General features: G+C 62.4%; 20 protein-coding genes. 9 read left to right on the forward strand and 11 right to left on the reverse strand.

Annotated features, from left to right (window positions below; genetic code table 11):
* The first annotated feature begins 191 nt into the window (after positions 1 to 191).
* Positions 192 to 2,267 (forward strand): alpha-amylase, encoded by a 2,076-nt coding sequence (locus BUE09_RS08860; RefSeq protein ID WP_073300648.1) that lies wholly within the window; start codon positions 192 to 194, stop codon positions 2,265 to 2,267.
* Here BUE09_RS08860 and BUE09_RS08865 read toward each other — a convergent pair.
* The gene (locus tag BUE09_RS08865) at positions 2,257 to 2,589 is read right to left on the reverse strand and encodes a thioredoxin family protein (RefSeq protein ID WP_073301017.1); all 333 of its coding nucleotides are present in this window, start codon (positions 2,587 to 2,589) and stop codon (positions 2,257 to 2,259) included. The genes BUE09_RS08860 and BUE09_RS08865 overlap by 11 nt on opposite strands.
* A gap of 94 nt (positions 2,590 to 2,683) precedes the next feature.
* Here BUE09_RS08865 and BUE09_RS08870 point away from each other — a divergent pair, with 94 nt between their 5' ends.
* From BUE09_RS08870 to BUE09_RS08880, 3 genes are all read left to right on the forward strand, one after another.
* Positions 2,684 to 3,775 (forward strand): protein kinase family protein, encoded by a 1,092-nt coding sequence (locus BUE09_RS08870; protein WP_073300649.1) that lies wholly within the window; start codon positions 2,684 to 2,686, stop codon positions 3,773 to 3,775.
* 348 nt (positions 3,776 to 4,123) lie between these two features.
* Entirely contained in the window at positions 4,124 to 5,413 is a 1,290-nt protein-coding gene (locus BUE09_RS08875; protein WP_073300650.1) for a maltoporin, read from the forward strand.
* A gap of 158 nt (positions 5,414 to 5,571) precedes the next feature.
* On the forward strand, positions 5,572 to 6,495 hold the full coding sequence (locus tag BUE09_RS08880; protein ID WP_073300651.1) for a MalM family protein: 924 nt from the start codon (positions 5,572 to 5,574) through the stop codon (positions 6,493 to 6,495).
* 19 nt (positions 6,496 to 6,514) lie between these two features.
* On the opposite strand, the gene BUE09_RS08885 is transcribed toward BUE09_RS08880, so the two are convergent.
* The 4 genes from BUE09_RS08885 to BUE09_RS08900 form a co-directional block, all read right to left on the reverse strand.
* On the reverse strand, positions 6,515 to 8,392 hold the full coding sequence (locus BUE09_RS08885; protein ID WP_073300652.1) for an MFS transporter: 1,878 nt from the start codon (positions 8,390 to 8,392) through the stop codon (positions 6,515 to 6,517).
* Positions 8,393 to 8,489: 97 nt separating this feature from the next.
* The gene (locus tag BUE09_RS08890; RefSeq protein WP_073300653.1) at positions 8,490 to 8,816 is read right to left on the reverse strand and encodes an AzlD domain-containing protein; all 327 of its coding nucleotides are present in this window, start codon (positions 8,814 to 8,816) and stop codon (positions 8,490 to 8,492) included.
* Entirely contained in the window at positions 8,816 to 9,529 is a 714-nt protein-coding gene (locus tag BUE09_RS08895) for an AzlC family ABC transporter permease (RefSeq protein ID WP_073300654.1), read from the reverse strand. Before BUE09_RS08895 ends, BUE09_RS08890 begins: the two co-directional genes overlap by 1 nt.
* Positions 9,530 to 9,743: 214 nt before the next feature.
* The gene (locus BUE09_RS08900) at positions 9,744 to 10,310 is read right to left on the reverse strand and encodes a GNAT family N-acetyltransferase (RefSeq protein WP_073300655.1); all 567 of its coding nucleotides are present in this window, start codon (positions 10,308 to 10,310) and stop codon (positions 9,744 to 9,746) included.
* A gap of 508 nt (positions 10,311 to 10,818) precedes the next feature.
* On the opposite strand from BUE09_RS08900, the gene BUE09_RS08910 reads away from it, so the two are divergent.
* Positions 10,819 to 14,283, forward strand: a complete 3,465-nt coding sequence (locus BUE09_RS08910) for a hybrid sensor histidine kinase/response regulator (RefSeq protein WP_073300657.1) — start codon at positions 10,819 to 10,821, stop codon at positions 14,281 to 14,283.
* 82 nt (positions 14,284 to 14,365) lie between these two features.
* Positions 14,366 to 15,613, forward strand: coding sequence for an MgtC/SapB family protein (locus BUE09_RS08915; RefSeq protein ID WP_073300658.1), 1,248 nt, complete (start codon positions 14,366 to 14,368; stop codon positions 15,611 to 15,613).
* Between the two features lie 13 nt (positions 15,614 to 15,626).
* Here BUE09_RS08915 and BUE09_RS08920 read toward each other — a convergent pair whose 3' ends face one another.
* Together BUE09_RS08920 and BUE09_RS08925 are read right to left on the reverse strand one after the other, a co-directional pair.
* Positions 15,627 to 17,099 (reverse strand): DNA recombination protein RmuC, encoded by a 1,473-nt coding sequence (locus BUE09_RS08920; RefSeq protein ID WP_073300659.1) that lies wholly within the window; start codon positions 17,097 to 17,099, stop codon positions 15,627 to 15,629.
* A 79-nt stretch (positions 17,100 to 17,178) separates the two neighbouring features.
* On the reverse strand, positions 17,179 to 17,532 hold the full coding sequence (locus BUE09_RS08925) for a tetratricopeptide repeat protein (RefSeq protein ID WP_029404874.1): 354 nt from the start codon (positions 17,530 to 17,532) through the stop codon (positions 17,179 to 17,181).
* A gap of 557 nt (positions 17,533 to 18,089) precedes the next feature.
* Here BUE09_RS08925 and BUE09_RS08930 point away from each other — a divergent pair.
* The 3 genes from BUE09_RS08930 to BUE09_RS08940 are packed head-to-tail and all read left to right on the forward strand — an operon-like array spanning position 18,090 to position 21,233.
* Positions 18,090 to 20,651 (forward strand): intermembrane phospholipid transport YdbH family protein, encoded by a 2,562-nt coding sequence (locus BUE09_RS08930; protein ID WP_073300660.1) that lies wholly within the window; start codon positions 18,090 to 18,092, stop codon positions 20,649 to 20,651.
* 37 nt (positions 20,652 to 20,688) lie between these two features.
* A complete protein-coding gene (locus BUE09_RS08935) occupies positions 20,689 to 20,880 on the forward strand; it encodes a YnbE family lipoprotein (protein WP_073300661.1) in 192 nt (63 codons plus the stop codon).
* Between the two features lie 8 nt (positions 20,881 to 20,888).
* On the forward strand, positions 20,889 to 21,233 hold the full coding sequence (locus tag BUE09_RS08940) for a YdbL family probable chaperone protein (protein ID WP_073300662.1): 345 nt from the start codon (positions 20,889 to 20,891) through the stop codon (positions 21,231 to 21,233).
* Between the two features lie 39 nt (positions 21,234 to 21,272).
* On the opposite strand, the gene BUE09_RS08945 is transcribed toward BUE09_RS08940, so the two are convergent.
* From BUE09_RS08945 to tolR, 4 genes are all read right to left on the reverse strand, one after another.
* A complete protein-coding gene (locus BUE09_RS08945) occupies positions 21,273 to 22,259 on the reverse strand; it encodes a lipid A deacylase LpxR family protein (RefSeq protein WP_083380705.1) in 987 nt (328 codons plus the stop codon).
* Positions 22,260 to 22,360: 101 nt separating this feature from the next.
* Positions 22,361 to 24,322, reverse strand: coding sequence for a PhoX family protein (locus tag BUE09_RS08950; RefSeq protein WP_073300663.1), 1,962 nt, complete (start codon positions 24,320 to 24,322; stop codon positions 22,361 to 22,363).
* 34 nt (positions 24,323 to 24,356) lie between these two features.
* The gene (locus BUE09_RS08955; protein ID WP_073300664.1) at positions 24,357 to 25,208 is read right to left on the reverse strand and encodes a TonB family protein; all 852 of its coding nucleotides are present in this window, start codon (positions 25,206 to 25,208) and stop codon (positions 24,357 to 24,359) included.
* Positions 25,205 to 25,666 carry a protein TolR gene (tolR, locus tag BUE09_RS08960; RefSeq protein ID WP_073300665.1) on the reverse strand — a complete coding sequence of 154 codons (462 nt, stop codon included), beginning with the start codon at positions 25,664 to 25,666 and terminating at the stop codon, positions 25,205 to 25,207. Before tolR ends, BUE09_RS08955 begins: the two co-directional genes overlap by 4 nt.
* Positions 25,667 to 25,677 lie beyond the last annotated feature (11 nt).

Here is a 25,677-nt window from a genome sequence, read left to right on the forward strand (position 1 = left end):
GTGCATCCATACTCGCCCTGCCGCTGGGCTAAAACATCCTCCCCGAAGGGAGGATGAGGGGCGTAGAAGCAGGGCGTAGTTTTGCATTCGCACCGGACCCGCAGAACCCTCGAATCGCCCTTTCTCAGCCTGCACGGGTCGACGAAAACAGGCTTGAATAACGCCTCTTCCCCGCCAAGCCGGAGCCGGACATGCGCCCTCTGCCGCCCCTTAGTCCACCTATCCTAGCCCTTTGTTTCGGACTGCTCGCACCCGTTATACAAGCGGAACCGCAAGTCCCTATCAGACTCAACGGTCAGTTTCTGCAACCGACCTGGGAAACGCTAGCCCAGGATCGCTTCGCGGCGGAGCTGGAGCTAACCAAAGGCACCCTAGAACTGGGTACTGGCGAGGCCGAACAGAAGCCGCTCAAGCCGTTTCAACGGCACGCGCTGAACGCTGGCGATCGCTTCGATTTCGATGTAGTGAAACCGGGGCGCTACCGCCTGCTGGTGCAGACGGGCGATGACGCCAACCTGCGGTTGTTGCCCAGTCTCCAACCGCAGGAGCCGGTCGAGCAGGCCTGCCAACCATGGAATGGCGAAGCCGTACAGGTTCCGGTCGCTGGGGTATTCGAGGATGACCAGCGATTACGCGACGCTTACAGCGGCAACACGACCATCGTGAAGGACGGCAAGGTCGAACTGACCCCGGCACCCGGCAGCAACGGCTTACTGCTGATCGAAGCTGCCGACGCGCGCCCGGTACCAGCGCGCGACTGGCGCAACGCGACCGTCTATTTCGCCCTGACCGACCGTTTCGCCAATGGCGACCCGAACAACGACCGCAGCTATGGCCGCGAGCCCGACGGCGCTCAGGAAATCGGCACCTTCCATGGCGGCGATCTCAAAGGGCTGACCAGCAAGCTCGATTACCTGACCAAACTGGGCGTGGACGCGCTGTGGATCAGCGCACCCTATGAACAGATTCACGGCTGGGTCGGTGGCGGCGATAAAGGCGACTTTCGCCATTACGCCTACCACGGCTACTACCCATTGGATTACACCCAGCTGGACGCCAACATGGGCACCGAAGCCGACCTGCGAGAGCTGATCAAGCAGGCACATGCCCGCGGCATCCGCGTGTTGTTCGACGTCGTGCTCAACCACGCTGGCTACTCCACCCTGGCGGACATGCAGCAGTTTGGCTTTGGTGGCCTGCGAGACGGGATGGCGCAATACCTGCCCGAACGCTGGACCGCTTGGCAGCCGGAGCCCTACGAGCAGCTGCACGCCTACCACAACCTGATCGATTATGATCACCCGGCCTGGTCTCGCTGGTGGGGCAAGGACTGGGTGCGCGCCGGTATTGCCGACTACCCGGTGCCACCCAGCGTTCTGGTGGACCCGCTGAAAGGGTCGCTGGCGTTCTTGCCGGACTTTCGCACCGAATCAGAAACGCCAGTTCGCCTGCCGGAATTTCTTCGTCACAAGCAACCGACCCGCGCCGTCGAGCGAGACGGTTACCGCGTGCGCGATTACCTCAACGAGTGGCTGACGACCTGGGTGCGCGAATTCGGCGTCGACGGTTTTCGCGCCGACACCGTCATGCACGTCGAGCCGACCGCGTGGGCGCAGCTGCGCCAGCAGGCGGAACAGGCCCGGCGCGATTGGTCTGAAGCCAATCCAGACGACCCCCTCGCAGGTGAGCCGTTCTGGATGGTGGGCGAAGTTTTTGGCCACGGGCCGGAAATCAGCGATTACCAGAGCAACGGCTTCGATGCGCTGATCAACTTTGCCTTCCAGCAGGAGGTCGCCGGAGCTGCCAGCGATTGCCTGGTCCGCGCCGACAAAAGCTACGGGCATTACGCCAGCATGCTGGCGGACAATCCCAGGCATAACTTCATGAGCTACGCCTCATCCCATGACACCGCGCTGTTCAGCGCGCAGCACGACCTGGAGCGTCAACGCGGCCTTGCCAGCGCGCTTCTGCTGAGCCCCGGCGCCGTACAGATCTACTACGGCGACGAGAGCGCCCGCGCTTTCGGCCCCACCGGCTCCGACCCTTACCAGGGCACACGGTCAGACATGAACTGGAGCGAGCACACCAAACCCGAGATCGCTGCGCTAATCGATCACTGGCAACGAATCGGTCAGTTCCGCGCACGGCATCCAGCCATTGGCGCCGGCCGGCACCAACAGCTTTCCAATCAGCCCTACGCGTTCTCGCGGGTACAGGGCAGCGACAGGGTTGTCGTGGTGCAGGCGGGGGCTCTGGTCAATCGCTGAGCGGGATGGTGGCCTGAGCAGCGGCATCGCCGACCACCTTGGCGTCGGTCGGGCGCACCACTCGGGCTAGCTCCTGACCGAGACGCACGAAGACCAGGGTTGGCCAGAGCTTGACGCGATAACTGCGCCCAAGTGGTCGTCCCGGGCCGTCCTCGACCTTGATGTGGTTGATCTGCGGATACTCGGCGAGCGCCCGCTCAATGTGCGGCTCGGCAGAGCGGCAATGCCCGCACCAGTTGGTGCCGAAGTCGAGCACCGTTACGCCGTCGAGCGAGTCGACCTCGGCGCGCGTGATGGTTTCAGTCTTGTACACATCGGCCATGTTCACCTCCACGTCTGTTCTCCTATCGACCCCGACACGCCGCGACCGATCCATGCAATCTCATCCATAGCGCACCCTGTGCGGAGACCTCGCCATGAACATGTTGAACACGCGCCAGCAAGCGCAGCTGGCTTTCATCGCCAGCAATGCTGAACTGGAAGTCGGGCACCCGGACGATTGTCCGCTACCGCTGGCAACCCTGGCGAGCACCGATGGCAGCGAAGACTATGTCAGCCGCGTACTCTCCGGCGGGCTCACAGCGCATGTCTACCGGATCGAGGCGCAGGGCCGGAGCTGGACGCTCAAACGCGCCCGCGAGAGGTGCCTGGTGCAAGGCGCCGACGGCCAGACCTCCTTTCTCAACGAGGTGCAACGCCGCGCCGAACTGCACGAACTCAAGGCACGGCCGGAGCTGTCTGAACGCCTCAGCGGCATCGTCGATACCCGTTACGCAAGCTTTCGCCGCGGCGTGCTGCTATCGCCCTGGATCGACGGTGAGGTGGTCGAGGACTGGAACGAAGCGCGCCTGACAGACCTGTTCGATACCGTCATCAGCCTCGCCTCGCTGGGCCTGTTCGAGTGGGATCTGTGCCCCGGCAACGTGCTCGATGACGGTCGCATCCGCCTGTTCGATTTTGGTTATCTGTATCGCTTCGATCCGTTACGCGAATTCAACAGCGACGGCCTCGTCTCGCCCGCTTTCCATCCGATCGAGCGTTTCGAAACGCGGCAGTTCTTCGCCTGGCTGCTCAGCCAGGAACAGCTTGGCGGCAACCGGGCGCTAACTGCCTTTCGCCTGGAAAAGCACATTGCGCTCGATCGATACAGGCACTGGCAGCGCGATCTGGCCGGGCGAGGCGCAACCACCTCCGTGCTGGATCGACTCGATGAAATCATCCACAGCTGGCAGACCTCACTCGCGGGCTCAGCCGAAGCGCTGTACCTGCGCGAAGCCTGGCGCTCGCACCGCCTGGACCTGGCCGACGATCTGAAAGGCCAGACCTGCACGCCCCTCACGCTGCAGCGGCTCGCCTGGTTGCATGACATGGTCAGCACCCGCTACGCGGATCTCATGTCCAGTGGCGCCCTGGCCGGCGAAGTCGATCGGCGGCGCGATGCCCTGCTGGACCAGCTGACGCTCGCCCAAACGCATGCCATGAGGTGGCAGGTCCGGCAATCGTCATGAGAAACCGACTGTCCTGAGCGCAAACCTGCTGAAGTTCATCCGCCGGCTCAGCCCGATGTGTGGTGCTGGCTGGCCGTTGGAACACAGGTTTTCCGGCCCCGCCTACCAGGCGTAACGCCCGACGTCACGCCGCCCCACCTTTCTCATCCCCCGCTACGCCCCGCCGCTCCGCCTCAAAAAAAGTTAGCCGGGAGGATGTTGCGAACGTCGCCGATCCGCAGGCTTTCGGTCGTCACCCGCCCCAATCCGGCGCAGCAACTTGGAAAGTGGCACCCGACAGCTTCAGTGGACCAGCCGGCCGCAGCTCGCCGGCCGCACAGACCAACAACAAAAACAAAGGACTTCGCGATGAACCCGCAACGATCCGTACGTCTTCTGCAACCGACCCTGCTCTGCACCGCCCTCATGGCGGCAATGCCCTCGCATGCAGTGGATTTTCACGGCTACATGCGCTCCGGCATCGGTGCGACCGCTGGCGGTGGCGATCAGGCGTGCTTCCAGGCCGCTGGCGCACCGGCCAAGTATCGCCTGGGCAATGAGTGCGAAACCTATGCCGAGATCGGCTTGGGCCAGGAAGTGTGGAAGGAAGGCGAACAGAGTTTTTATGTCGACAGCATGATCGCCTATAACTCGCGTCAGGCTAACGACTGGGAAGCGACTCGCACAGACACCAATGGCGATGCCAACAATCCCTTCGATGAAGGCGGAGACGTCGCGATCCGCCAGTTCAACGTGGTAGGCCACAACCTCATCGAGAGTCTGCCGGGGGCCGACATCTGGGCTGGCAAGCGCTACTACAAGCGCCACGACGTACACATCAACGACTATTACTACTGGGACGTGTCCGGCCCGGGCGCGGGCATTGAGGACATCGACGTAGGCTTCGGCAAGGCCAGCATCGCCTGGATGCGCAATACCGACGGTGAATGGACTTACCAGGGCTCGGGCACTGGCACCAACCTGGCTAACGACACCCTGGACTTCCGCATCGGCGAGATCGACCTCAACCCCAACGGCAAGCTGGAGATTGGCTACGACTACGGCAAGGCCAACCTGACCGATTTCCAGGAGCGTGACGACGGCTACCAGGACCAGAAAGGTCACCTGGTTACGCTCGAACACACCCAGGCGGGGTGGTTCGGTGGCTATAACAAGCTCGCCGTTCAATACGGCACCGACGGCATCATCGCCACCAGCGGCCGCAACAACACCGGCAACAGCGACGGCGACATGCTGCGCCTGGTCAACCAGGGCGTGGTCGGCATTACCGATAACATCGAGATGATGTACGTCCAGATTTATGAAGACCGCGACTTCGACAACGAGTCCGGCCAGCAATGGCTCTCCTTCGGTGTACGCCCCGTCTACAAGTGGACCGACGTCATGAGCACCGCGCTGGAATTCGGCTATGACCGAATCGACCCACAGGCCGATGGCGAACGCAGCCGCGACCTGAAGAAACTCACCCTCGCCCAGCAGTGGTCAGCTGGCCGCAGCTTCTGGGCGCGTCCGCAGATTCGCGTGTTCGCCACCTACGCCCAGTGGGACGGCGGCCGCTATCAGGCCGCTAGCGAATCCATCGACGCGGGTGAAGATGATGGTCTGACCTTCGGCGTGCAGGCCGAAGCCTGGTGGTAATCGCCTGAGGTGCGGCAAGGCGTAGCGGTTGTCTCCTTCCGTATCGCCCGCTGCTATCGGCAGCACTGCATGTTCCGCTCCCACCGTTCCGGCGGTGTTTTTTACCCCGACCGTGGCTGGTCGGGGTCTTTTTTCGACTGGCGACTGGAGTTGCCCTTATGAGCTATCTGAAAACTTCCCTGCTTGGCTTGGCCGTTACGCTGGCTGCCGGATGCGGTAGCGAACCCCTGCGCCGAGTGGATGCGCTGACTCATACACCCGCGCCGCTGGAACAGTCCGCGAGCACTGCCCGCCAGGCACTGGCCAATGCATCGATCTGCTGCGACACGATCGCTGATTTTCCCTTCCACCCACTTCCCACGAGCTTCAACGGGAACGTGACGCTCGACGCCTCGGCGCCGGCGTATCGCTTTGACAGTGGCAAGAGTTTCTTTCGCGCCTTTGCATTGCCCAAAGACAGCAAGTCCTTCGAAATCCGCCTCTACAGCCAAGCCGGCAAGACCGTTTTGGCCCCCAGCGTAATGCTGCTCGACAGCCGCTTGCGGCCCACCCGCATTCTGGATGCGGATGACTTCACCTATGCCCCCGCTTCCGGCCTTAAAGGCGACAGCCTGGACGCGCGGCTGCGCATTGATCGCACCTACCTGGACAACCCGGGCAACGAGTACTACCTGGTGCTGTATGCAGACGGAGCCCAGCTAGACGGCCAAACGGCGCTTGAGCACCCGGCCAAGGCCTACGCCAGGGCGCTGGGTAATGAGCCACCGAGCCTGCCGGACCCGGTTGCGCAGCATTCACCTACCGGCGTCGTGAAGATGGTGCTGATCGAGGACAAGGTCGCCGGCCAGCAGGCCAATACTTATGTGCCTTCCTATAGCATCGGCCGCGAAATGGGTAACGATTTGCCCTCAGTGCCCGCACCGGCAGTTCTACCGGAAACCCAGGCGTACTACCGACAGGGTATCGACGCAGCGCTGGCGAGCAAGGATCTGGAGCGCGCGCTGCGCCTGGCCGACGAGGCTGCGCGGGTCGGCGATGTCAGCGCCAAGGCCTATCTGCTGGAACGCGTCGAGATCAAATAGAAACCGGGGCGGCCAGCGCCTAGCGCCGCTCGCCCCGAAGCAGGCTGACCTGTGCCCGAAGCTGCTGACGGTTTGCCTCGCTGGCAGCTATAGGCACGCTGGCGACCAACTCCACCTGCGACCAGATCCGTCGGAAGAAGCCCTTGTCTGGATCGCGACTGAAAAAACTACCCCAGAGCCCACGCAGCGCCATCGGCACCACGGGTACCGGATTCGCCTCGAGGATGCGCTCGACACCCGCCTTGAACTCGTTGATCTCGCCATCGGTGGTGAGTTTGCCTTCGGGAAAGATGCACACCACTTCGCCATTGCTCAGATAGCGGCTGATGCGCTCGAACGCCTTGGTGTAGATCGCTTCGTCTTCATGACGCGCAGCGATGGGCACCGCGCCCGCCGTGCGAAAGATGAAGTTCAATACCGGAATACGGAAGATCTTGTAGTACATGACGAAGCGCACGGGCCGGCGCACGGCACCTGCGATCAGCAGCGCATCGACAAAGGAAACATGATTGCAGACCAGCACCGCCGGACCCTCCTCGGGGATCGCGTCGAGCCCCCGATGACGCACCCGGTACATGGAGTGGCCGAGCAGCCACACCAGAAAGCGCATGCTGAACTCCGGCACGATGCTGAAGATGTAGGCGCTGACCACCACGTTCATCAACGACACCACGAGAAACAGCTGCGGAATCGACAGCTCCGCGACGCTCAACAGCAGGATGGCGACCAGCGCCGATGCGACCATCAACAGCGCATTGAGGATGTTGTTTGCGGCCACCACCCTCGCCCGCTCATGCTCGGGCGTGCGCGCCTGGATCAATGCGTACAGCGGCACGATATAGAAGCCGCCGAACACACCGATGCCAAGCACCGAGGCAAGAACCCACCAGGCCTGACCGATGCCCAGCAACGCCAGCCAGTCATACGGCATCGCAGATTGTGGAAAGCCGCCCGACCACCACCACAACAGCAAGCCGAACAGCGTCAGACCAAAGGAGCCGAACGGCACCAGCCCGATCTCCACCTTGTGGCCGGAGAGACGTTCGCAGAGCAGCGAGCCAAGAGCGATGCCGACCGAGAAGACCGTGAGGATCAGCGTGACGACAGTTTCGTCGCCATGCAGCAGATCCTTCGAATAGGCCGGGATCTGGGTCAGGTAGGTCGCGCCAAGAAACCAGAACCAAGAATTGCCAATCAGTGAGCGCGACACCGAAAGGCGCTGCCCCAGCCCCATCCGCAGGATCGCACCGGTCTGACGAAACAGGTTCCAGTCCATCTCAAGCGACGGCAAGGACGCACCGGTCACAGGCACTGCTCGACTGGCGAGGTAACCGGCAACCGCCACCAGCACCACGCTGCCGGCGACCAGTTGAGCGTAGCCTTCGCTGGCCATCATCACGCCAGCGGTGATGGTGCCGGCGAGGATGCCCAAAAAGGTGCCCATCTCCACCAGCGCGTTGCCGCCGACCAGTTCGTGGTTCTCAAGCAGCTTCGGCAGCACCGAGTATTTGACCGGCCCGAACAGCGCGGACTGCGTCCCCATGCAGAACAGCACGGTCAGCAGCAACGGCAGGTTGCCCAACAACAAACCGGCCGCACCGCCGAGCATGATGAAAATCTCGCCAGCTTTGATCGCCCGGATCAGCCGCTCCTTGGCGTACTTCTCGCCCAGCTGGCCGCCCAGCGCCGAGAACAGAAAGAACGGCAGGATGAACAGCAGCGCGCACAGATTGATCAGCAAGCTGGTGTCGGCATTCGAGCCGATCTTGTAAAGGATCGCCAGAATCAGCGCCTGCTTGAACAGGTTGTCGTTGAAGGCGCCCGATAGTTGCGTCAGAAAGAACGGCAGGAAGCGCCGCTTGCCGAACAGGGTGAATTGCGAGTGAGGCTTGGTCATCGATCCGCTTCCATGGACAAGACGTCGGCTATTTGAGCCTTTAGGGTCCGGCAAAGGCACAGCACTGCCGTGACCGGATCGCCGACTGGGCAGCCCGTCACAGAGGCAACTGCCCGAACGTCCAGCGCAACAGAAAAAAGAACAGCAGCCCCCCCGCAATGGTCGCCAGCAGGTTTCGGGTCAAGGCCGCAATCAGGATCGACAGAACACCCGCCATCAGGTAGGCGTTGTGCCAGTCCAGCGCCCATTCGCCGGCAGGCATCAACATCCCTGGCACTACGATGGCGGTCAGCACCGCGACGGGTACGTAATGCAGCCCCTGCTCCACCAGGCGAGGAAAGCGCAGGTTGGGCCAGGCGAAGAAGCTATATCGCGTCAGAAAGGTGATCACCAGCATTCCGAGAATCAGCAACCAGGTCTGCATCAGCAGGTCTCCCCTTGCAGCTGGCGCTCGGCCCGTCGCTCGAGCCAGACGCCAACGATAATGCCGGCCAGCGCCGCGGCGATCAGGCCGAGCTTGTAGGGCAGCTCCCAGGTCATCAGCGCGACGGCTGCTGCCACCATCGCCGATGCCACCTGTGGTCGCGTGCGCATCATGGGTACGGCAATGCCGATAAAGGTGGCAATCATCGCGAAGTCCAGACCCCAGTTGGCAACGTTGGGCACAGCCTGGCCAAAGGCGATGCCGGCCAGCGTCGCCAACTGCCAGCTCAGATACATGGTCAGTGCAGCGCCGAGAAAGAACCAATGTTTGTGCGGCGAAGCATCGTCTCGGGCATAGCGGTGCTGGATGACGGCGAAGGCTTCATCGGTCAGCCAGAACGCCAGCGGCACCCGCCAACGGCTCGGCAGGTGCCGAACGAACGGCTGCATCGAAGCGCTGTAGAGCGCATGCCGCAGATTGACCACGAAGGTGGTGAGCAACACCACCGCTGCACCCACGCCACCGGTAATCAGCGTGATGGCGATGAATTGCGCCGAGCCGGCGAACACCAGCGCTGACATACCCATGGCCTGCCAGCCGGACAGCCCGGCACCTATCGCCAGCGTTCCGAAAATGATGCCAAAGGGGATGGCGCCAACGATCAGCGGCAGGATATCGCGGCAACCGTGCAAGAACTCTTGCGAGCGGGACATCGGGGCTCCTTAGCTGTACACCGCAACAAAACGAGCTACGCACCGCCATCGAGGCCGGAGCGTAAGGGAAAGTGAAGACACGCTGATGAGCGCAGACACTGCGTCCGTGAAGGGGCCCAACATTACCTCAAGTCAAGGCTCTACGGCGACGTCATCTGGCGTGCAGCGGCCAGCGGCTGGACCAGTCGCCTGGGTTGATTAGCCTCGGCCCGGCTCAGCGCGTGCCGGCCTCCAGCAACCGGCTGACGGCCGGCCATTCACGATCGGTGATGCTGTACATCACGGTGTCATCCAGGCGGCCATCGGCGAGTCGCCGGTGGTTACGCAAGCGCCCTTCGCGCTGTGCACCGAGCTTTTCGATGGCACGCTGCGAGCGCAGGTTGCTTGCGGCAGTTTTCAATTGCAGGCGCACAAGCTGCCAGTCCTCGAATGCATACCTGAGCAGCAGGTATTTGATCGAGGCGTTGAGGCCGCTGCCATGTTCGGTTTTATCCAGCCAGGTCCAGCCGAGTTCGGCGGCTGGCAACGCCGGGTTGAAGTCAGCGAAGCGGGTCGTGCCCACGATGCGCTCAGCCACGCGCAAGGTGAAGACTACAGCGCGGCCGTCATGCTGGTCGGCAAGCGCCTGTCGATACCAATCCGGGCGCAACGGCCCGTTCAGGTAGATCAATTCGTCACGGTTGAGCGTCGCCAGGTCGACAAGGGCAGGAATATCGGCCTCCACAAGCGGCTCCAGGCGCAGGGCTCCGCGCTGCAGGGTGACCGGACGCGGCATGAACATCAGGCGTTTCTCCAAGCGTATAAGGAATGAGGAATGTTTTGATTGCAGGGGCGACAGTAGTTGCCTTCGGCCATGACAACCAGCGCGGTGCGGCCAAACGGGACTGAGCCCGCTCGCATCGGATCAACGGCACACATCCAGCGCCGGCCCTGCGAATCGTCAGCTTCGTCATGCAGATCGTCTAGCGCAGTGCTTTTCGCCTGATCCAGTCGTGCGGCGCGGCTCATGCGACCATGGTCGCAACCGCAACACGTCGCCCCGTTTTACTGCGAAACTTTACCCAATCAACTATCAATGAGCGACAGCTTCCAGCCATCCGAAACCTGCTGAGTTTGAGCAGCCCAAGCACTCTCCCGGTACGCCCCTCTTATCGGCTGCGCCTGACGCGCATCCACCATAATCAGGCCACCTACCGGCGAACGTGACCGCTGCCGGCCTGCATGACTCGGCCACTCTGTGGAAATGGCCAGGCTGGAGCCCGCTTTACTTATGTGTTTCTGGAGTTCGCATGTCGTTGTCCGGTGGGCTGATCGCGCTGGTCGCCTTTGCTTATATGACCGTACTGTTTGCCATCGCCTTCTATGGTGATCGCAACAACACGCCGATGTCGCCACGTATGCGCGCCTGGGTCTACAGCTTGTCGCTGGCGGTCTACTGCACCAGCTGGACCTTCTTCGGCGCGGTTGGCCAGGCCGCCGAGCAGCTCTGGTCGTTCCTGCCGATCTACCTCGGGCCGATACTGCTGATGTTGCTGGCGCCCCATGTGATCCAGAAGATGATCATGATCAGCAAGCAGGAGAACATTACCTCCATCGCTGACTTTATCGCCGCCCGCTATGGCAAGTCGCAGTTACTGGCGGTGGTGATCACGCTGATTTGCCTGGTCGGCGTACTGCCCTATATCGCGCTGCAGCTCAAGGGCATCGTGCTCGGCGTGAACCTGCTGATCGGCAATCACAGCGAGGCGGCCGCCGGTTCCGGCGCGCAGGACACAGCGCTGATCGTGTCGGTGGTACTGGCGCTGTTCGCCGTGCTGTTCGGCACGCGCAACCTGGATGTCACCGAGCATCACCGCGGCATGGTACTGGCGATCGCCTTCGAGTCGCTGGTCAAGCTGTTCGCTTTCATCGCGGTCGGGGTGTTCGTCACGTTCGGCCTGTATAACGGCTTCGGCGACCTCTTCAACCAGGCCTACGATTCCTCGAAGCTGACGGGCTACTGGGAAGAAACGGTGAACTGGCCGGCAATGCTCGTACAGACCACCGTAGCGCTGATGGCCATCGTCTGCCTGCCGCGGCAGTTCCACGTGACCGTCGTGGAAAATATCGAGCCACGCGATTTCCGCCTCGCACGCTGGGTGTTCCCGTTGTATCTGGTGCTGGCTGCGGTGTTTGTCATCCCGATCGCGCTGGCCGGGCAGATGCTACTGCCGAGCGGTGTCACACCCGACTCCTTCGTGATCAGCCTGCCCTTGGCCGAAGCCCACCCGGCGCTGGCGATGCTGGCCTTCATCGGCGGCGCCTCGGCGGCGACGGGCATGGTCATCGTCGCCAGCGTGGCGCTGTCGACCATGGTTTCCAACGACATGCTGTTGCCCTGGCTGCTGCGCCGCAAGGAGGCCGAACAACCCTTCGAGGTGTTCCGCCACTGGATGCTCTCAGTGCGCCGCATCAGTATCGTCGCCATCCTGCTGCTGGCCTATGTCAGCTACCGCCTGCTCGGTACCAGTGCCAGCCTGGCGACCATCGGCCAGATCGCCTTCGCCGCCCTGACCCAGTTGGCGCCCGCAATGGTCGGCGCGTTGTACTGGAAGCAGGCCAACCGGCGCGGCGTGTTTGCCGGTCTCGCCGCCGGCGCGCTGATTTGGGGCTATACGCTGATTCTGCCGCTGCTCGGCTGGCCGTTGGAGATGTTCCCCGGCCTGCAGTGGATGTACACAACGCAGTTGCCGTTCAACACCAGTGCGCTGACGCTCGGCGTAACGCTGTCGCTGGTTGGCAATGCGACGCTGTTTTTCTGGGTCTCGATCCTGTCACAGACCCGCGTCGCCGAGCATTGGCAGGCCAGCCGGTTCATCGGCCAGGAGATACACGCCACGCCCAACGCCCGCCGGCTGCTGGCCGTGCAGGTCGAGGATCTGCTCCTGCTGGCCTCACGTTTCGTTGGTGCCGAGCGCGCTGAACTCAGCTTCCAGCGCTTCGCCCGGCGCCACGGTCACGACTATTCGCCCAAGCAGCAGGCCGACGGCCAGTGGATCGCCCACACCGAGCGCCTGCTCGCTGGCGTCCTGGGTGCCTCCTCGACCCGTGCGGTGGTCAAGGCCGCCCTGGAAGGTCGCGACATGCAGGTCGACGACGTAGTGCGCATCGTCGGCGAAGCGTCCGAAGTGCTGCAGTTCAACCGTGCATTGCTGCAGGGCGCGATCGAGAACATCACTCAAGGCATCAGCGTGATCGACCAGTCGCTGCGGCTGGTGGCGTGGAATCACCGCTATCTGGAAATGTTCGAGTACCCGGACGGACTGGTCTACATCGGCCGGCCGATCGCCGACATCATCCGCTACAACGCCGAACGTGGACTCTGCGGCCCCGGCGACGCCGATACTCACGTAGCCAAGCGGCTGTACTGGATGCGCCAGGGCCGCGCGCATACCTCCGAGCGCACCTTTCCCAACGGCCGGGTGGTCGAACTGATCGGCAACCCCATGCCCGGCGGCGGCTTCGTCATGAGCTTCAGCGACATCACCGCCTACCGCGAGGCCGAACGTGCCCTGAAGGACGCCAACGAAGGGCTCGAGCAGCGGGTCAGCGAGCGCACCCAGGAGCTGTCGGAGCTGAACAAGGCCCTGACCGCGGCCAAGAGCACCGCTGAAGCGGCCAACCAGTCCAAGACACGTTTCCTTGCTGCGGTAAGCCACGACCTGATGCAACCCCTGAACGCGGCACGGCTGTTTTCCGCCGCGCTCTCGCACCAGCACGATGCGTTGCCGGTAGAAGCGCGCGATCTGGTGCGCCATCTGGACAGCTCGCTGCGCTCCGCCGAGGACCTGATCTCCGATCTGCTCGACATCTCGCGCCTGGAAAATGGCCGCATTACTCCTGACCGCAACCCCTTCCCGCTGGCGACCCTGTTCGACACCCTGACCACCGAGTTCAGCATGCTCGCCGCCGAACAGGGCGTCGACTTCCGGGTACACGGCAGTCGATTGCGGGTCGACAGCGACATCCGCCTGTTGCGCCGGGTGCTGCAGAACTTCCTCACCAACGCCTTCCGTTACGCCAAGGGTCGCGTAGTGCTGGGCGTACGTCGCCAAGGCTCCTCGTTGCGTCTCGAGGTGTGGGACCACGGCCCGGGCATCGCCGAGGACAAACTGCGGGTGATCTTCGAGGAATTCAAACGGCTGGACAGCCATCAGACACGCGCCGAGAAAGGGCTGGGGCTGGGGCTGGCTATTGCGGATGGCTTCTGCCAGGTACTCAACCATCCGCTGGCGGTGCGCTCCTGGCCCGGCAAAGGCAGCGTTTTCAGCGTGACGGTGCCGATCGCCAGCAACCTGACTAAGCAGGTCAAGGCCAACGGCGAAGCCCAGCAAACCGCTCTGACCGGCATTCAGGTGCTGTGTATCGACAATGAAGACAGCATCCTGGTGGGGATGAACAGCCTGTTGTCACGCTGGGGTTGCCAGGTCTGGACGGCCAGTAACCGGGCCGAGTGTGAGGTACTGCTGCGCGAGGATGTACACCCGCAACTGGTACTGGTCGACTACCACCTGGACCACGGCGAGACGGGCTCGGAGCTGATGGCCTGGCTGCGCACCCGCCTCGGCGAACCGGTCCCTGGGGTGGTGATCAGTGCCGACGGGCGTCCGGAGTTGATCGCGGCGGTCCATGCGGCGGGGCTGGACTTTCTCACCAAACCGGTCAAACCGGCAGCACTGCGCGCGCTGATGAGCCGCCACGTTCCGCTGCATTGAGGTCGCGTTGCGCCAGCGCAAGCCGCGAACACAGCGAGACGGCTAGACTGGCTTCATTAGATGTTGCCGACGGCCTTTGCCCATGACTCTCGAATTACTGTTGAACCTGGCAACCGCCCTCGGTGTGGGCTTGCTGATCGGCACGGAACGCAGCTGGAGCAGCGGTGACAGGGACGGTCAGGAAATGGCAGGCATTCGCACCTTCGGCCTCGCCGGGTTGTTCGGCGGCCTGGCTGCGCTGAGCGCCAGCCATTTCGGCACGCACGCCTGGATCGCGATGTTCGTCGTGCTGGCCCTGATGACGATTGCTGGCTACGTGATCGAGTCCCGCACCACCAATAGCGACCGTGGCATGACCACCGAAATGGCGTTGCTGCTGACCTTCCTGCTGGGCAGCCTGGCTGTCGCCGAAAGTCGCTTGCTGGCCGCAGCCGTGGCGGTCGTGGTGGCCTTGCTGTTGAGTCTGAAATCCCGGCTGCACGGCGCATTGCACAATCTCAACGAAGCGGAACTGAGCGGCGTGCTGAAGCTGCTGTTCATTTCCGTGGTGCTGCTGCCGGCGCTGCCGAACCAGGGTTATGGGCCTTGGCAGGCATTCAACCCCTACACCACTTGGTGGATGGTGGTGCTGATTGCTGGAATTGGCTTTGCCGCCTATGTCGCCATCCGTCTGCTGGGTACCCGACACGGATTGATGATCACCGCGCTGCTGGGCGGCATCGTTTCGTCCACAGCGATGACGATCACCCTCGCCCGACTGGACTCGGACAAGATGCGCCACGCGCTGGCCGCCGGTCTTCTGGCAACCTCGGCGCTGATGTTCCCGCGGGTGCTATTGGAAGTCGGGGTGATCAATCGGGCGCTATTGCCAGCCTTGCTCGCGCCGATGCTGGCGGCCGGTCTGATCTATACCGCCGGTGCGTTGTTCTACTACCTGCGCGCAGGCCAGCAGCCCGACAACACTGCCGAGCCACCCTTGAAGAACCCGTTCGAACTGGGCCCGGCACTACGCTTTGCCGGCCTTTTGGTGATCATTCTGTTCCTCGTCGAAGGCGCGCAGAGAGGGCTGGGCGATGCGGGGGTCTATCTGGTCTCGCTGCTCTCCGGGCTGACCGATGTGGATGCAATCACCCTGTCGCTGGCCAACAGCGCCCGGACCGATCTGGCCGAACAGGTCGCGGTGCGCGGGATTTTTCTAGCAGCCCTGAGCAACAGCCTGATCAAGGGCGGCCTGATCATCTTTATCGGTGGGCGTGCCCTGGCGATACTGACCCTTCCGTTCATGCTCAGCGGCTTGCTGGCCGGGCTGGCGGTGTTGTGGCTGCTGTGACGCCAAACGCGCGCTATTCCTCAGCTTCCAGCGGCACCTCAGCGCCGGCACGCTCGAGCCAGTCGGCCGGCAATCGTTTGCTTGCCCGCGCACCCAGCAGTTTGAGCTGTTCGGCGCGGCTTACCAGATTGCCGCGCCCATCGGTGAGTTTGTTGCGCGCACCGAGGTAAGCCTTGTCCAATTGCTGTAGACGGCTGCCGATTTCGTCCAGATCCTGAATGAACGCGGCGAACTTGTCGTACAGCGCCCCGGCACGCTCGGCGATTTCGCGGGCGTTCTGGCTCTGCCGCTCCTGCCGCCAGAGGCTGTCGATCACCCGTAGGGTCGCCAACAATGTCGTCGGGCTGACGATCACGATGTGCTTGCTGTACGCCTCCTGAAACAACTCCGGGTCGCCTTGCAAGGCTGCCGCGAAGGCCGCCTCGATCGGCACGAACAAGAGCACGAAATCCAGGCTCTGAAGCCCTTCAAGGCGCTGATAGTCCTTGAGAGACAAGCCTTTCAGATGATTGCGCAACGACAGCACGTGCTGCTTGAGTGCAAGCGCGCGACTGCAATCGTCTTCGGCGCAGATCAGTGCCTGGTAGGCGGTGAGACTGACTTTCGCGTCCACCACCACCTGCTTGTCGCCGGGCAGCTGAATCAGGACGTCAGGCTGGAAGCGCTCGCCATCGGCGCTTTTGAGGCTGACCTGGGTATGGTATTCGCGGCCCTTTTCGAGACCGGCATGCTCGAGCACCCGCTCGAGGATCAGTTCACCCCAGTTACCTTGGGTCTTCTGGCCTTGCAGGGCGCGGGTCAGGTTGGTCGCTTCGTCGCCGAGGCGCTGATTGAGCTGCTGCAGTCGTTCGAGCTCCTTGGCCAGGGAAAAGCGCTCACGCGCCTCGTGCTGGTAGCTTTCCTCGACGCGTTTCTCGAATGACTGAATGCGTTCCTTGAGCGGATCGAGTAGCTGCCCCAGTCGCTCATGGCTGGTCTCGGCAAAACGCTGCTCGCGCTCCTCGAATATCTTGCCAGCCAACTCGGCAAACTGCGCACGCAATTCATCGCGCGCGCCCTGGAGATCTTCAAGGCGCTGCTCATGGGTTTTCTGTTGTTCGTTCAGCTCGGCTGTGACCGCAGCGTGAGCGGCACTCAGTGCGCGCAGCTCGGCCTGCTGCGCATCGCGCTCGGCCTGCAGGTCATCGAGCGTCTCTCGGGTTTCCAGCCGCTGGGCTTGCAGCCATTCGGTTTCCCGCCGCAACACGGCGGCTTCAGCCTGCAGCGCCGAACGGGCTTCATGCAGATCGGCCTGCTCCTGACGGCTGGTTTCCAACTGCGCGCGGAGGCCTTCCTGCGCCATCACCGCCTGGCTCAACCGCTCATCAAGTAATGACAGCTCCGCCTGCTGCAGGGACAAGCGCCGTTGCAGCGACACGGTGACAAGGCCAAGTAATAAACAGAGGGCACCGAGACCGGCTGCTAGATAGAGAGGATCGAGAGGCATGAACGGCTCCGGCTGAACTGCCCGGCAGTATAGCCAGCCAGCCCGTACAGGTCAGGCCGGCCCGTCTGCGACGCCGAATCTAGCGCTTGGCCGGAAGCAGCAAGAGGATGCGCGAGGCTTCAGTCGAGCCCTGTGCCGCAGCCTGTTCCAGCCAGTGCCGCGCTTTGGACAGCTCGCGGTGCTGCCCCTGACAGTACAGTTGCCCAAGCTCGAGCTGGGCCTGGCGGTCGCCAGCTCTTGCTGCCTGGCGCAGCAGCTCGAAACCGATGCGGCGATCACGCTGGCTGTCGCAGTCATGGCAGAGCAACCGTCCCAGGCGACTCTGTGCTTCGACCACACCTTCGAGTGCCGGCTGCTTAAGCATCCGACCCGCGATACGTTTGACACTCTTGGTCTGTCCTAGACGCTGGCTGTCCAGCAGCCACAACGCCATGCGCATCGGCAGGCGTGGAGAAGATGAAGTGCTCTCGAGCGAGCTCGAGGCGAGTGGACGCGTTCTCATGGTCACCGAATGGTTCGGGGGGACAAGGGCGCGCACTCTACTCCTTTTTTCACAGAGTTAAAGTCTTGCAAAAATCGGAAATACACGATCTGGATCACACTATTTTTTAATCCACAGAAGCTGTGGATAAGTCTGTGGGCAAACAGGTTACAAATTCCTCTAGTGCCTATGGTTAGCGGGCTGCAGTTAAACTGGCGGTTTTTTCGCCAATGTAAAAAACCTTTATTTTTCAGTAGGTTATTGTCGATATAAGCTTCCGCTTGATTTGCGACAGATTGTCATAAGCGCTTGACAAGGCCCGACAGCGAATGTGCACAAGTTTGCCGCAACCGTCTCGAAACGCCCGTCTGGACGCGTCTTAGGGGCTTTTAGCGGCCTGAAGCGGAACTTTTTCCGCGAGTATCAGTCACGCCACTATTCCTGTCATAGCCTGTCGCAAGCGCGACATGGCGGCCTATGCTAGCGAATCGATTTCAGCGGAACGGGTCATGACGAAGCGGCGGAGAATTCTCGTCTGGGCAGTTGTCAGCCTGGTTCTGCTCGTTGTTGGGTTAGGGTTTTACGGTGGGGTCCGCTGGCAGCAATTCAAACGCGACCTGGGGATCGTCACGCTCGATCTGAGCGGAGTGCGCCTGACGTTCAACCATCTCGCCGTGCAGCAGATCGTCATCATTCGACAGCCATCAGCCGACGAACGGCTCGCAGTGACTCTCGACAGCCTGCGTCTCGAGTTTGCTGATGGTTGGCGCCTGCTGCCGCTCCAGTCGCTGAACATCGAGCGCCTCGATGTCCATTGGCAGTCGGCCCCCAGCAAAGACGATGACCAGCCACTAACCTTGCCCAACCCTCAGCAGCTGAAAGATTGGTCGGCGTGGCTACCCAGACAAGGGCAGATCACTTCGCTGGAGCTGACCTCACCCTGCGCAAGCGGAACCTGCCAGGCCCAGGGGCAACTGGGCTGGCAGCTTGGCGAGCAGGCTCCCCTTCCCGCCACGCTCGACCTGCAACTGAACCATCAGACGCATCGCCTGGCGTTGGCGCTGCAAGCCTATGAACAAGGCAGCGATACCCATCTGGATCTCGCTCTGCAGCTGGACGGCCAGCAGCGCCTGAGCATGCAAAACCAGCTGACGGATAGCAGCGACTCGACGCTCTGGCGCGGCACGTTGGCCATGAACGAATTGCCGGAAGCGCCCTGGCTGCTGGGCTGGCTGAGTGAATGGCTGGCTTATTCGCCGCCAGCGTTACCGGCAATGCCCGAGCAGATGCGGATCGGCGCGGGCTGGGCATTGCAGATCGACACGCAGGCCTTGCCGCAGGATTGGAAGGCACTGAACGGCGAACTGCGATTGTCGGCAAATCTGCCAGCACCATGGCCCGTGGTCGGGTTGGGTCAGGTACAGGGTCACTTGGACCTCAGCGCTCGTGCCGATGACGGCCTCTGGATACCGACCGAACTGGCCGGCGATCTCTCCCTACTGCCGGTCACCGAGCTGTTCGCAGCATTGCCGGCGCCGCTGCGCCCACGTGCTGTCAGCCTCAAGATCATTCCGACACAGACTGACGAAGCGGCTCAGGGACTGGCCGTGAATGTGCAGCTGGCCGCCAGCGGCCCCTCTCCTATGACGCTCGATACACGCCTGGTACTGCAAACCGCTGCGCCCTATAAAGCGGCTTTTGACCACACCCAGCTCAAGCTGCGCAGCGCGGCGATCAAAGGCGCGGACTTCAGCTTGAAAGAGCTCGAAACGGATCTGAGATTGAACGGAGAGCTTTCGCAGCAGGACGCCAGCATTCGCCTCAGGAAGGGCTCGAGGTTGAAATTGAACAGCCTGACAGTCGCCTCAGGCCTTACAGCCAGCACGCTGTTGATGGAGCTGGCAGGGCTCGGCGCCGAAGCAGGCTTCAGCGATGGGCAGATTCACAGTTTGGCGGTCACCGGCAAGACCGCCATCGCCGTTGGTGAAGTGAAGCAGCCCGCCTTGCGTCCTCAGGGCTGGCGCTGGAGCGGCACGCTCAATGCGGACCAGTCCCAAATTTCGCTCGACGGCCCGCTGGGCAACGATGCCGGACTCAGCCTGGCGTTGCAGCTGACCCACAACCGGGTCGACAGCGCGACTCGCCTCATTATCACCCTGCCAGAGCTATTCCTGCGTGCTGGCAACCCACTGGACGAGACCCTTGCCGACTGGCCACCACTGCTGGAACTCAACAACGGCCGCGTGCAAGGGCAAGCACAACTCGACGTGCCCGGCAGCGGCGCAGTCGCAGCGTCGGCCAAGCTCAGCGCCAAGGGGCTCGGCGGTATTTACGACCGCACCGAGCTGAGTGGACTCGATGCTGAGCTGTCAGCCGTCCTGCGGCGCAATCAACTGCGGCTGGACCTGACTGAACTGACGCTGCGCGAAGCCAATCCCGGCTTTACTTTTGGCCCCCTGCGCTTTGCCGGCGAATATGCGGCCCCGCTCGACACGCTCGCCCAGGGGCGCCTGGCCTGGAGTATCGCCGAGGTGCGGCTGCTGGGTGGTCGCTTATGGCTGGAACCGGGCGTGGCCGACCTCGCGTCAGGCGCTCAACAACTGCATGCCCATCTGCGCGGGCTGCAATTGCCTTTGTTGCTCGAAGCCTACCCGGCCGAAGGACTCTCCGGCACAGGCGTGATCGATGGCGAATTGCAGCTGCAGCGCAGCGAAGCCGGTATCAGTATCGAGCAAGGCTCGCTGCAGGCGCGCGAACCCGGCGGCGCGTTGCAATTTCGCTCGCCGAAGATCCAGGCTCTGGGGCAGGCCAACCCGGCAATGCGCCTGGTGACCGAGGCACTAGATGACTTCCACTACGACCTTCTGGCCAGCGACGTACATTACGCCACTGACGGAAAGCTGGATCTGGGACTGAAACTGCATGGGCGAAACCCAGCGCTGGAAGGCGGCCGCCCGATCAACTTCTCGATCAATCTGGAGGAAGATATTCCAGCGCTGCTGACCAGCCTTCAGTTATCCGACCGGGTCAGCGAAACCATTCAACGGCGCGTGCAGGAACGCCTCAGATAAGGCACTGTAACGCCGTCCTCGACCTGGAGATGCCGTCATGCGGTTGCCCCACCCGATCAGCATTTTACTGCTTGCCCTGCTCGCCAGTGCCTGTACACCACGCGTCGAACTGGCCGTGCCCAATGAGCCGATCAACATCAACCTCAACGTGAAAATCGAGCACGAGATTTACATCAAAGTCGACAAGCAGCTCGACTCGATCATCAACGAAGACAGCGGTCTGTTCTGAGGAGCCTTATGAAAACCTATCTGAAACTCGGAACCCTGCTCCTGGCGCTGTGCCTGGCGCTACCCGCCGCCGCCATGTCGCTCAACGAGGCCATGTCCGCGCTGGGCCAGGCCAAGGCCAGCGGCCAGCTCGGTGAGCGGCCAGACGGCTATCTCGGCGTCGTGCAGAGCGGCGGCCAAGCCGAAGAAATCGCCAGCCAGATCAACCAGGCCCGACGTGCTGAGTACCATCGTCTGGCTCAGAAGAATGGCATCAACGTGAGCGACGTCGAGGCGATTGCCGGCAAAAAGGCGATCGAGAAAACCCCGCTCGGGCAGATCATCCAGCTCAATGGCAGCTGGGTGAAGAAGTAAACGAGGCATCAGCGGGGAGCGCTCGCTCCCCGCTTCATCCTAGAACCAGGTCGAGACCGTCAGCGAACCGAACTGATCATGCTCGTCTTGACCTTTGAATTCTCGAGTACGCCAGACGCTGGCAAACGCCAGTTGCCAGCTGTTCCAGGTTAGCGCCACGCCGGCCTTGGCGTCGCCGACCCATTCATTCGGATCCACCGAGTGGCTGCTCTTGAACGTGTTGCCCTCCAACAACATGTTCTGCGCCATATAGCGCCCTTCCACGTTGGCAAACAGGCTCCAGGCGAATCCACCGCCTTGATCGAAAAACATGCTTCCGCTCTGCGCCGGTGCCACTGCGGGAATACTGAAGCTGCGGCCCAGCCCTTGACCGATGCGCAGCCCAAACCCGGCAGAGCCGTACGTATAGAGATTGCCAAGCGCAAAGCCGGCACTCGGGCCGTATTCAACATCCAGCCCAGCCAGGCGGTGCTGTAGCCACCAGCGATGTTGATAGGCGAGATTGACGAAGGGTTCATTGCGCAGTTGATTGCCCCAGCCACGCGGCTCATCGCTGTCGGTCACGTCGTGAACCCGCCGCTGGATCTTTTCACCGCCGGCCGCCGGTCCGACGATACCAACATCCAGGTGCAGCCCGTTGGTGTCGCGCCACCCTTCGTGCTGGTCATCGGAGAAGATCGATATGCCGGCGAATAGCAGCGCGGCGTAAGGCCGATCGTCCTCGATCAGTTCGGTGCGCTCGATATCGTTCGGCGTGTAGAGCTGGTGGCCCAGCCGATAGGCGACGTTGTCTACCTGATCGGCGTCCCACCCCGGCATGGCATTGGCAAACCGTCGCGACCAGTGATCTGCGTCAGGCTTGAACGAGCGCATCAGCTCGAAACCGTTGGTGTAATGACCATCACTGCCGGTGGCGATGATGTCGTTTTCAACCTTCAGCGAGTAGAGATCCGCCTGGCTCGCAAGCGGAATACAGGACACAACGACAGTAAGAGCCAGTCGTGCTTGCAGCGGTGAGATGGCCATGGCCCAGCTCCTTGATTACATGCAGAGGAGTATGTATCAGCATGTTAGAGCCAGACCCTAGACCAAACGTTCAGCTCAACAAGAGCTACCGACATCGGCGGTCAGGTTCCGATAACGCCACCGTCGTCCTTGGTGATAAGCACCGTCGAGGCGCGTGCTCGGGTCTTGCCGTCGCTGGCGGGAAAGCTCAGTTCGGGATGCTGGACGTTGATCCACATGGCGCGGTAGTCCGGGCTCCAGGTGATACCCGTGATTTCGCAGCCGCGAGGGCCGACCAGAAAGCGCCGCACCTCGCGGGTGCGCGGGTCAGCACAGAGCAGCTGATTGGTGCCCATGGCCTGCATCGCGGGCTCGTCGTCGCCGTAGTCGGTCTCAATCCACAACCGGCCAGCGTTATCGAAGGCCAGCCCATCGGGCGAGGAAAAGATATCCCCGTTGATGGTGCCGGTGAGGTTGGCCGGTACTGGCTCACCCTCTGCATCCTTGGCGCCGGGCTGCTCGCCGGCCAGCAGGAAGACTTCCCAGGTGAAGGCGGTCGCGGTGGGGTCGGCGCCCTTCTCGTTCCAGCGCAGAATTTGGCCGTGCAGGTTCACGGGACGCGGGTTGGCCTTGTCGGTGAGCCATTTCACGCCGCGGTTGTCGTTGTTGGTCAGGGTCACATAGACCTCGCGGCTGCGCGGGTGCACGGCCACCCACTCCGGCCGGTCCATGGGCGTCGCGCCCACATGGTCGCCAGCGGCGCGGGCGTTGAGCAACACTTCAGCCTGGTCGGCGAAACCGTTCCCTACCGTGAGCCCGTTCTGTCCGTGCACCAGCGCCAGCCACTCGCCGCTGCCATCGGCGTTGAAACGCGCCACGTAGAGGGTGCCGTCATCCAGTAACTGGCGATTGGCCTGATCATTTCCCGCCACATAGCGGCCGCTGGGGACGAACTTGTAAACGTACTCGCCTTTTGTGTCGTCGCCTGAATAGAAGGCCATGCGCCCGTCTTCGCCCAGCGAAAGCACCGAGCACTCGCGGCAATAACGGCCGAAGGCGGTGCGCTTGACCGGCTTGCTCTGCGGATCGAAGGGATCGACCTCGACCACCCAGCCGAAACGGTTCGGCTCGTGTACATGGCCGCCGTGGGGCTGCGTCGGATCGGGCGTGGCATTGAAGCGCAGGTCGGCGGTTTCCCAGCCGTAGAGCTTGCTCAGGCTCTTGCCCTCGATGCCATAGCGCTTGTGCGACACACGGCCGGCCATGTCCTCGGCGTCATGGTTGACGAAGTAGTTGTGCCAGTTCTCCTCGCACACCAGGTAAGTGCCCCAGGGCGTGACGCCGCTGGAGCAGTTGTTCAGCGTGCCGATGATTTCGCGGCCGCTGGGGTCGGAAGCGGTCTTCAGCGCGTCGTTGCCGGCCAGCGGGCCGCTCACCGCCATCGGGGTCATGCCCGATATGCGCCGGTTGTAGCGCGACGGCATGACCCGTTGCCATTGGCCCTGTGCATCCTTTTTCACTTCGATGACGCTGACGCCATGAGCTGCCTGCTCTTTGCGCACCTCATCCAGCGGGCGCTTGCCGTCGGTAAACGTCATGCCGTTAGGATGCAGCGGCGGGTTGACGTATTCGTGGTTCATCACCAATAGGCCGTGGCTGTCGGGGTTCTCCGGGAACGGGAAGAAGTGCATGCCATCGTGATTGTCGCCGGCCTGCTTGAGCTGGGCCTGCCAATCATCGGTGGCGTCCGGATTCCACTCGGGGGCATCCGCCATGACGGCATCACCCCAGGAAAAGAACGTCCGCGCGCTGTAGCCCGGTGCAACCTGCACGCTGTCGAACGCTGGGTCTAGCTGCGTGGGGATGCCCTTGAAGCCGATCAGCGACTCAGACTGTACGGCGCTACGACAGGCGCCCAGACTGCCGCCAAGAAAGCCCAGTGCGGCAAGGCCCATCCCGCCCTTGAGCAGGTTACGCCGGCTACGATCGACAAGCTGCTCCAACGAGACGTTGGCGCTCGGGTTGATCGCCTGATCATCGAGCGCGGAAAGGTTGGCGTGAAAGCTTTGGAAATCCTGTTTCATCATTAACTCGTTAAGCAAATGGGTCTGGTCCGCATCACTGGATGCGGTAGTGAAAGGTGTTTTTGACCTCGGGGACGGTCACGGCGCGACCGTCGACGATCCGAGGTTGGTAGCGAAAACTTTTAGCAGCCGTAAGTGACGGTCGGATAAACAGCGGGTGGCAGTCTTCCAGCGCTTTCGGGTTTTCGATCCGACCCTGTGGGTTGACCGAATAACTGACGGTGCAGGTGCCTTCGATGCCCTTGTCCAGCGCACGCGTTGGGTAGTCAGGTGCGTCCTTGGCGATGGGCAGGTACTGGCGACTGGCAGCCGCTGCGGCTTCGGCTTGGCGCGCGCGTTCTGCAGCGGCCGCCGCTTCGGCACGTGCCGCCTGTTGGCGCTGTTGTTCCTCACGAGCCAGCTGCTCGCGGCGCTGGGCTTCGCGCTGCTGCCGCTCGACTTCGATGCGTTCCTGCCGTTCGCGCTCCAGCTGCTCTTTGCGCTGCTGCTTGGCTCGTTGCTGCTCTTTGACGCGCGCCTCCTCTGCCTGTCGCTCCTGCTCGGCGCGCTTGTAGGCCAGATCGGCCTGTTCCAGGCGCTGCTGTTCGATCTGCGGATCGACCTGCGGTTCCTCGATGACTGTCTCCACCAGCGGCTCCGGGACGGGTGTCGGCTCGGGCTCGATCACAGCCTCCGCCGCCGGCTTGGGAGTCGGCAGGCCGATCAGTTGGGTCTTGAGCACTTGAGTCTGGCTCGGAGCACTCAGCTCGGGCGTCCAGCCATGCAGCAACAGACCGAACACGCCAGCGTGCAGCGCCAGGGTGACCGCCGCCGCACCGGCATGGCTGCGCCACTGCGGACGCGCTACCGGGAAGCTCATTGGTAGCGTCATGGTCAGGCTGCTCATGGCGTAGGCTGCCCAGGTGGCGCCTCGGTAATCAGACCGAGGTTCACCACCCCGCCGCGCTGCAGCTCGGCTATCCCCGCCACCACGCGGCCATAGTCCGCAGCATCATCAGCGCGTACGTAGACTTGGGTATCGCCGCGCTCGGCGATGATCGCGGCGACCTTCTCGCGCATTTCCCCGAGGTCGATGGCGCTGTCCGTCTGGTCCTCGGCATTCAGCTCGGTGCCAAGGTGCCAGTAGAAGCTGCCGTCGGCCTTCACCGAGAGGGTCAGAATCTGCCGCTCATTCTCGATGGGCAGCGCCTCGGCGGCGACCTTGGGCAATTCGATCTTCACACCCTGCACCAGCATCGGCGCGGTGACCATGAAGATCACCAGCAACACCAGCATCACATCGATGTAGGGCACCACATTCATTTCGGCTTTGGGGCCGTGTTTACGCTGCGGTTTGACCAGCATGGCGAAGCTCC

The organism is Stutzerimonas xanthomarina DSM 18231, assembly GCF_900129835.1.
In the GTDB taxonomy this organism is placed as follows: domain Bacteria; phylum Pseudomonadota; class Gammaproteobacteria; order Pseudomonadales; family Pseudomonadaceae; genus Stutzerimonas; species Stutzerimonas xanthomarina.

What these genes read in the sequence shown, in the direction of transcription:
- BUE09_RS08860 (WP_073300648.1), top strand. Translation starts at nt 192, where the DNA reads ATGCGCCCTCTGCCGCCCCTTAGTCCACCTATCCTAGCCCTTTGTTTC.
- BUE09_RS08865 (WP_073301017.1), bottom strand. Translation starts at nt 2,589, where the DNA reads ATGGCCGATGTGTACAAGACTGAAACCATCACGCGCGCCGAGGTCGAC.
- BUE09_RS08870 (WP_073300649.1), top strand. Translation starts at nt 2,684, where the DNA reads ATGAACATGTTGAACACGCGCCAGCAAGCGCAGCTGGCTTTCATCGCC.
- BUE09_RS08875 (WP_073300650.1), top strand. Translation starts at nt 4,124, where the DNA reads ATGAACCCGCAACGATCCGTACGTCTTCTGCAACCGACCCTGCTCTGC.
- BUE09_RS08880 (WP_073300651.1), top strand. Translation starts at nt 5,572, where the DNA reads ATGAGCTATCTGAAAACTTCCCTGCTTGGCTTGGCCGTTACGCTGGCT.
- BUE09_RS08885 (WP_073300652.1), bottom strand. Translation starts at nt 8,392, where the DNA reads ATGACCAAGCCTCACTCGCAATTCACCCTGTTCGGCAAGCGGCGCTTC.
- BUE09_RS08890 (WP_073300653.1), bottom strand. Translation starts at nt 8,816, where the DNA reads ATGCAGACCTGGTTGCTGATTCTCGGAATGCTGGTGATCACCTTTCTG.
- BUE09_RS08895 (WP_073300654.1), bottom strand. Translation starts at nt 9,529, where the DNA reads ATGTCCCGCTCGCAAGAGTTCTTGCACGGTTGCCGCGATATCCTGCCG.
- BUE09_RS08900 (WP_073300655.1), bottom strand. Translation starts at nt 10,310, where the DNA reads ATGTTCATGCCGCGTCCGGTCACCCTGCAGCGCGGAGCCCTGCGCCTG.
- BUE09_RS08910 (WP_073300657.1), top strand. Translation starts at nt 10,819, where the DNA reads ATGTCGTTGTCCGGTGGGCTGATCGCGCTGGTCGCCTTTGCTTATATG.
- BUE09_RS08915 (WP_073300658.1), top strand. Translation starts at nt 14,366, where the DNA reads ATGACTCTCGAATTACTGTTGAACCTGGCAACCGCCCTCGGTGTGGGC.
- BUE09_RS08920 (WP_073300659.1), bottom strand. Translation starts at nt 17,099, where the DNA reads ATGCCTCTCGATCCTCTCTATCTAGCAGCCGGTCTCGGTGCCCTCTGT.
- BUE09_RS08925 (WP_029404874.1), bottom strand. Translation starts at nt 17,532, where the DNA reads ATGGCGTTGTGGCTGCTGGACAGCCAGCGTCTAGGACAGACCAAGAGT.
- BUE09_RS08930 (WP_073300660.1), top strand. Translation starts at nt 18,090, where the DNA reads ATGACGAAGCGGCGGAGAATTCTCGTCTGGGCAGTTGTCAGCCTGGTT.
- BUE09_RS08935 (WP_073300661.1), top strand. Translation starts at nt 20,689, where the DNA reads ATGCGGTTGCCCCACCCGATCAGCATTTTACTGCTTGCCCTGCTCGCC.
- BUE09_RS08940 (WP_073300662.1), top strand. Translation starts at nt 20,889, where the DNA reads ATGAAAACCTATCTGAAACTCGGAACCCTGCTCCTGGCGCTGTGCCTG.
- BUE09_RS08945 (WP_083380705.1), bottom strand. Translation starts at nt 22,259, where the DNA reads ATGGCCATCTCACCGCTGCAAGCACGACTGGCTCTTACTGTCGTTGTG.
- BUE09_RS08950 (WP_073300663.1), bottom strand. Translation starts at nt 24,322, where the DNA reads ATGAAACAGGATTTCCAAAGCTTTCACGCCAACCTTTCCGCGCTCGAT.
- BUE09_RS08955 (WP_073300664.1), bottom strand. Translation starts at nt 25,208, where the DNA reads ATGAGCAGCCTGACCATGACGCTACCAATGAGCTTCCCGGTAGCGCGT.
- tolR (WP_073300665.1), bottom strand. Translation starts at nt 25,666, where the DNA reads ATGCTGGTCAAACCGCAGCGTAAACACGGCCCCAAAGCCGAAATGAAT.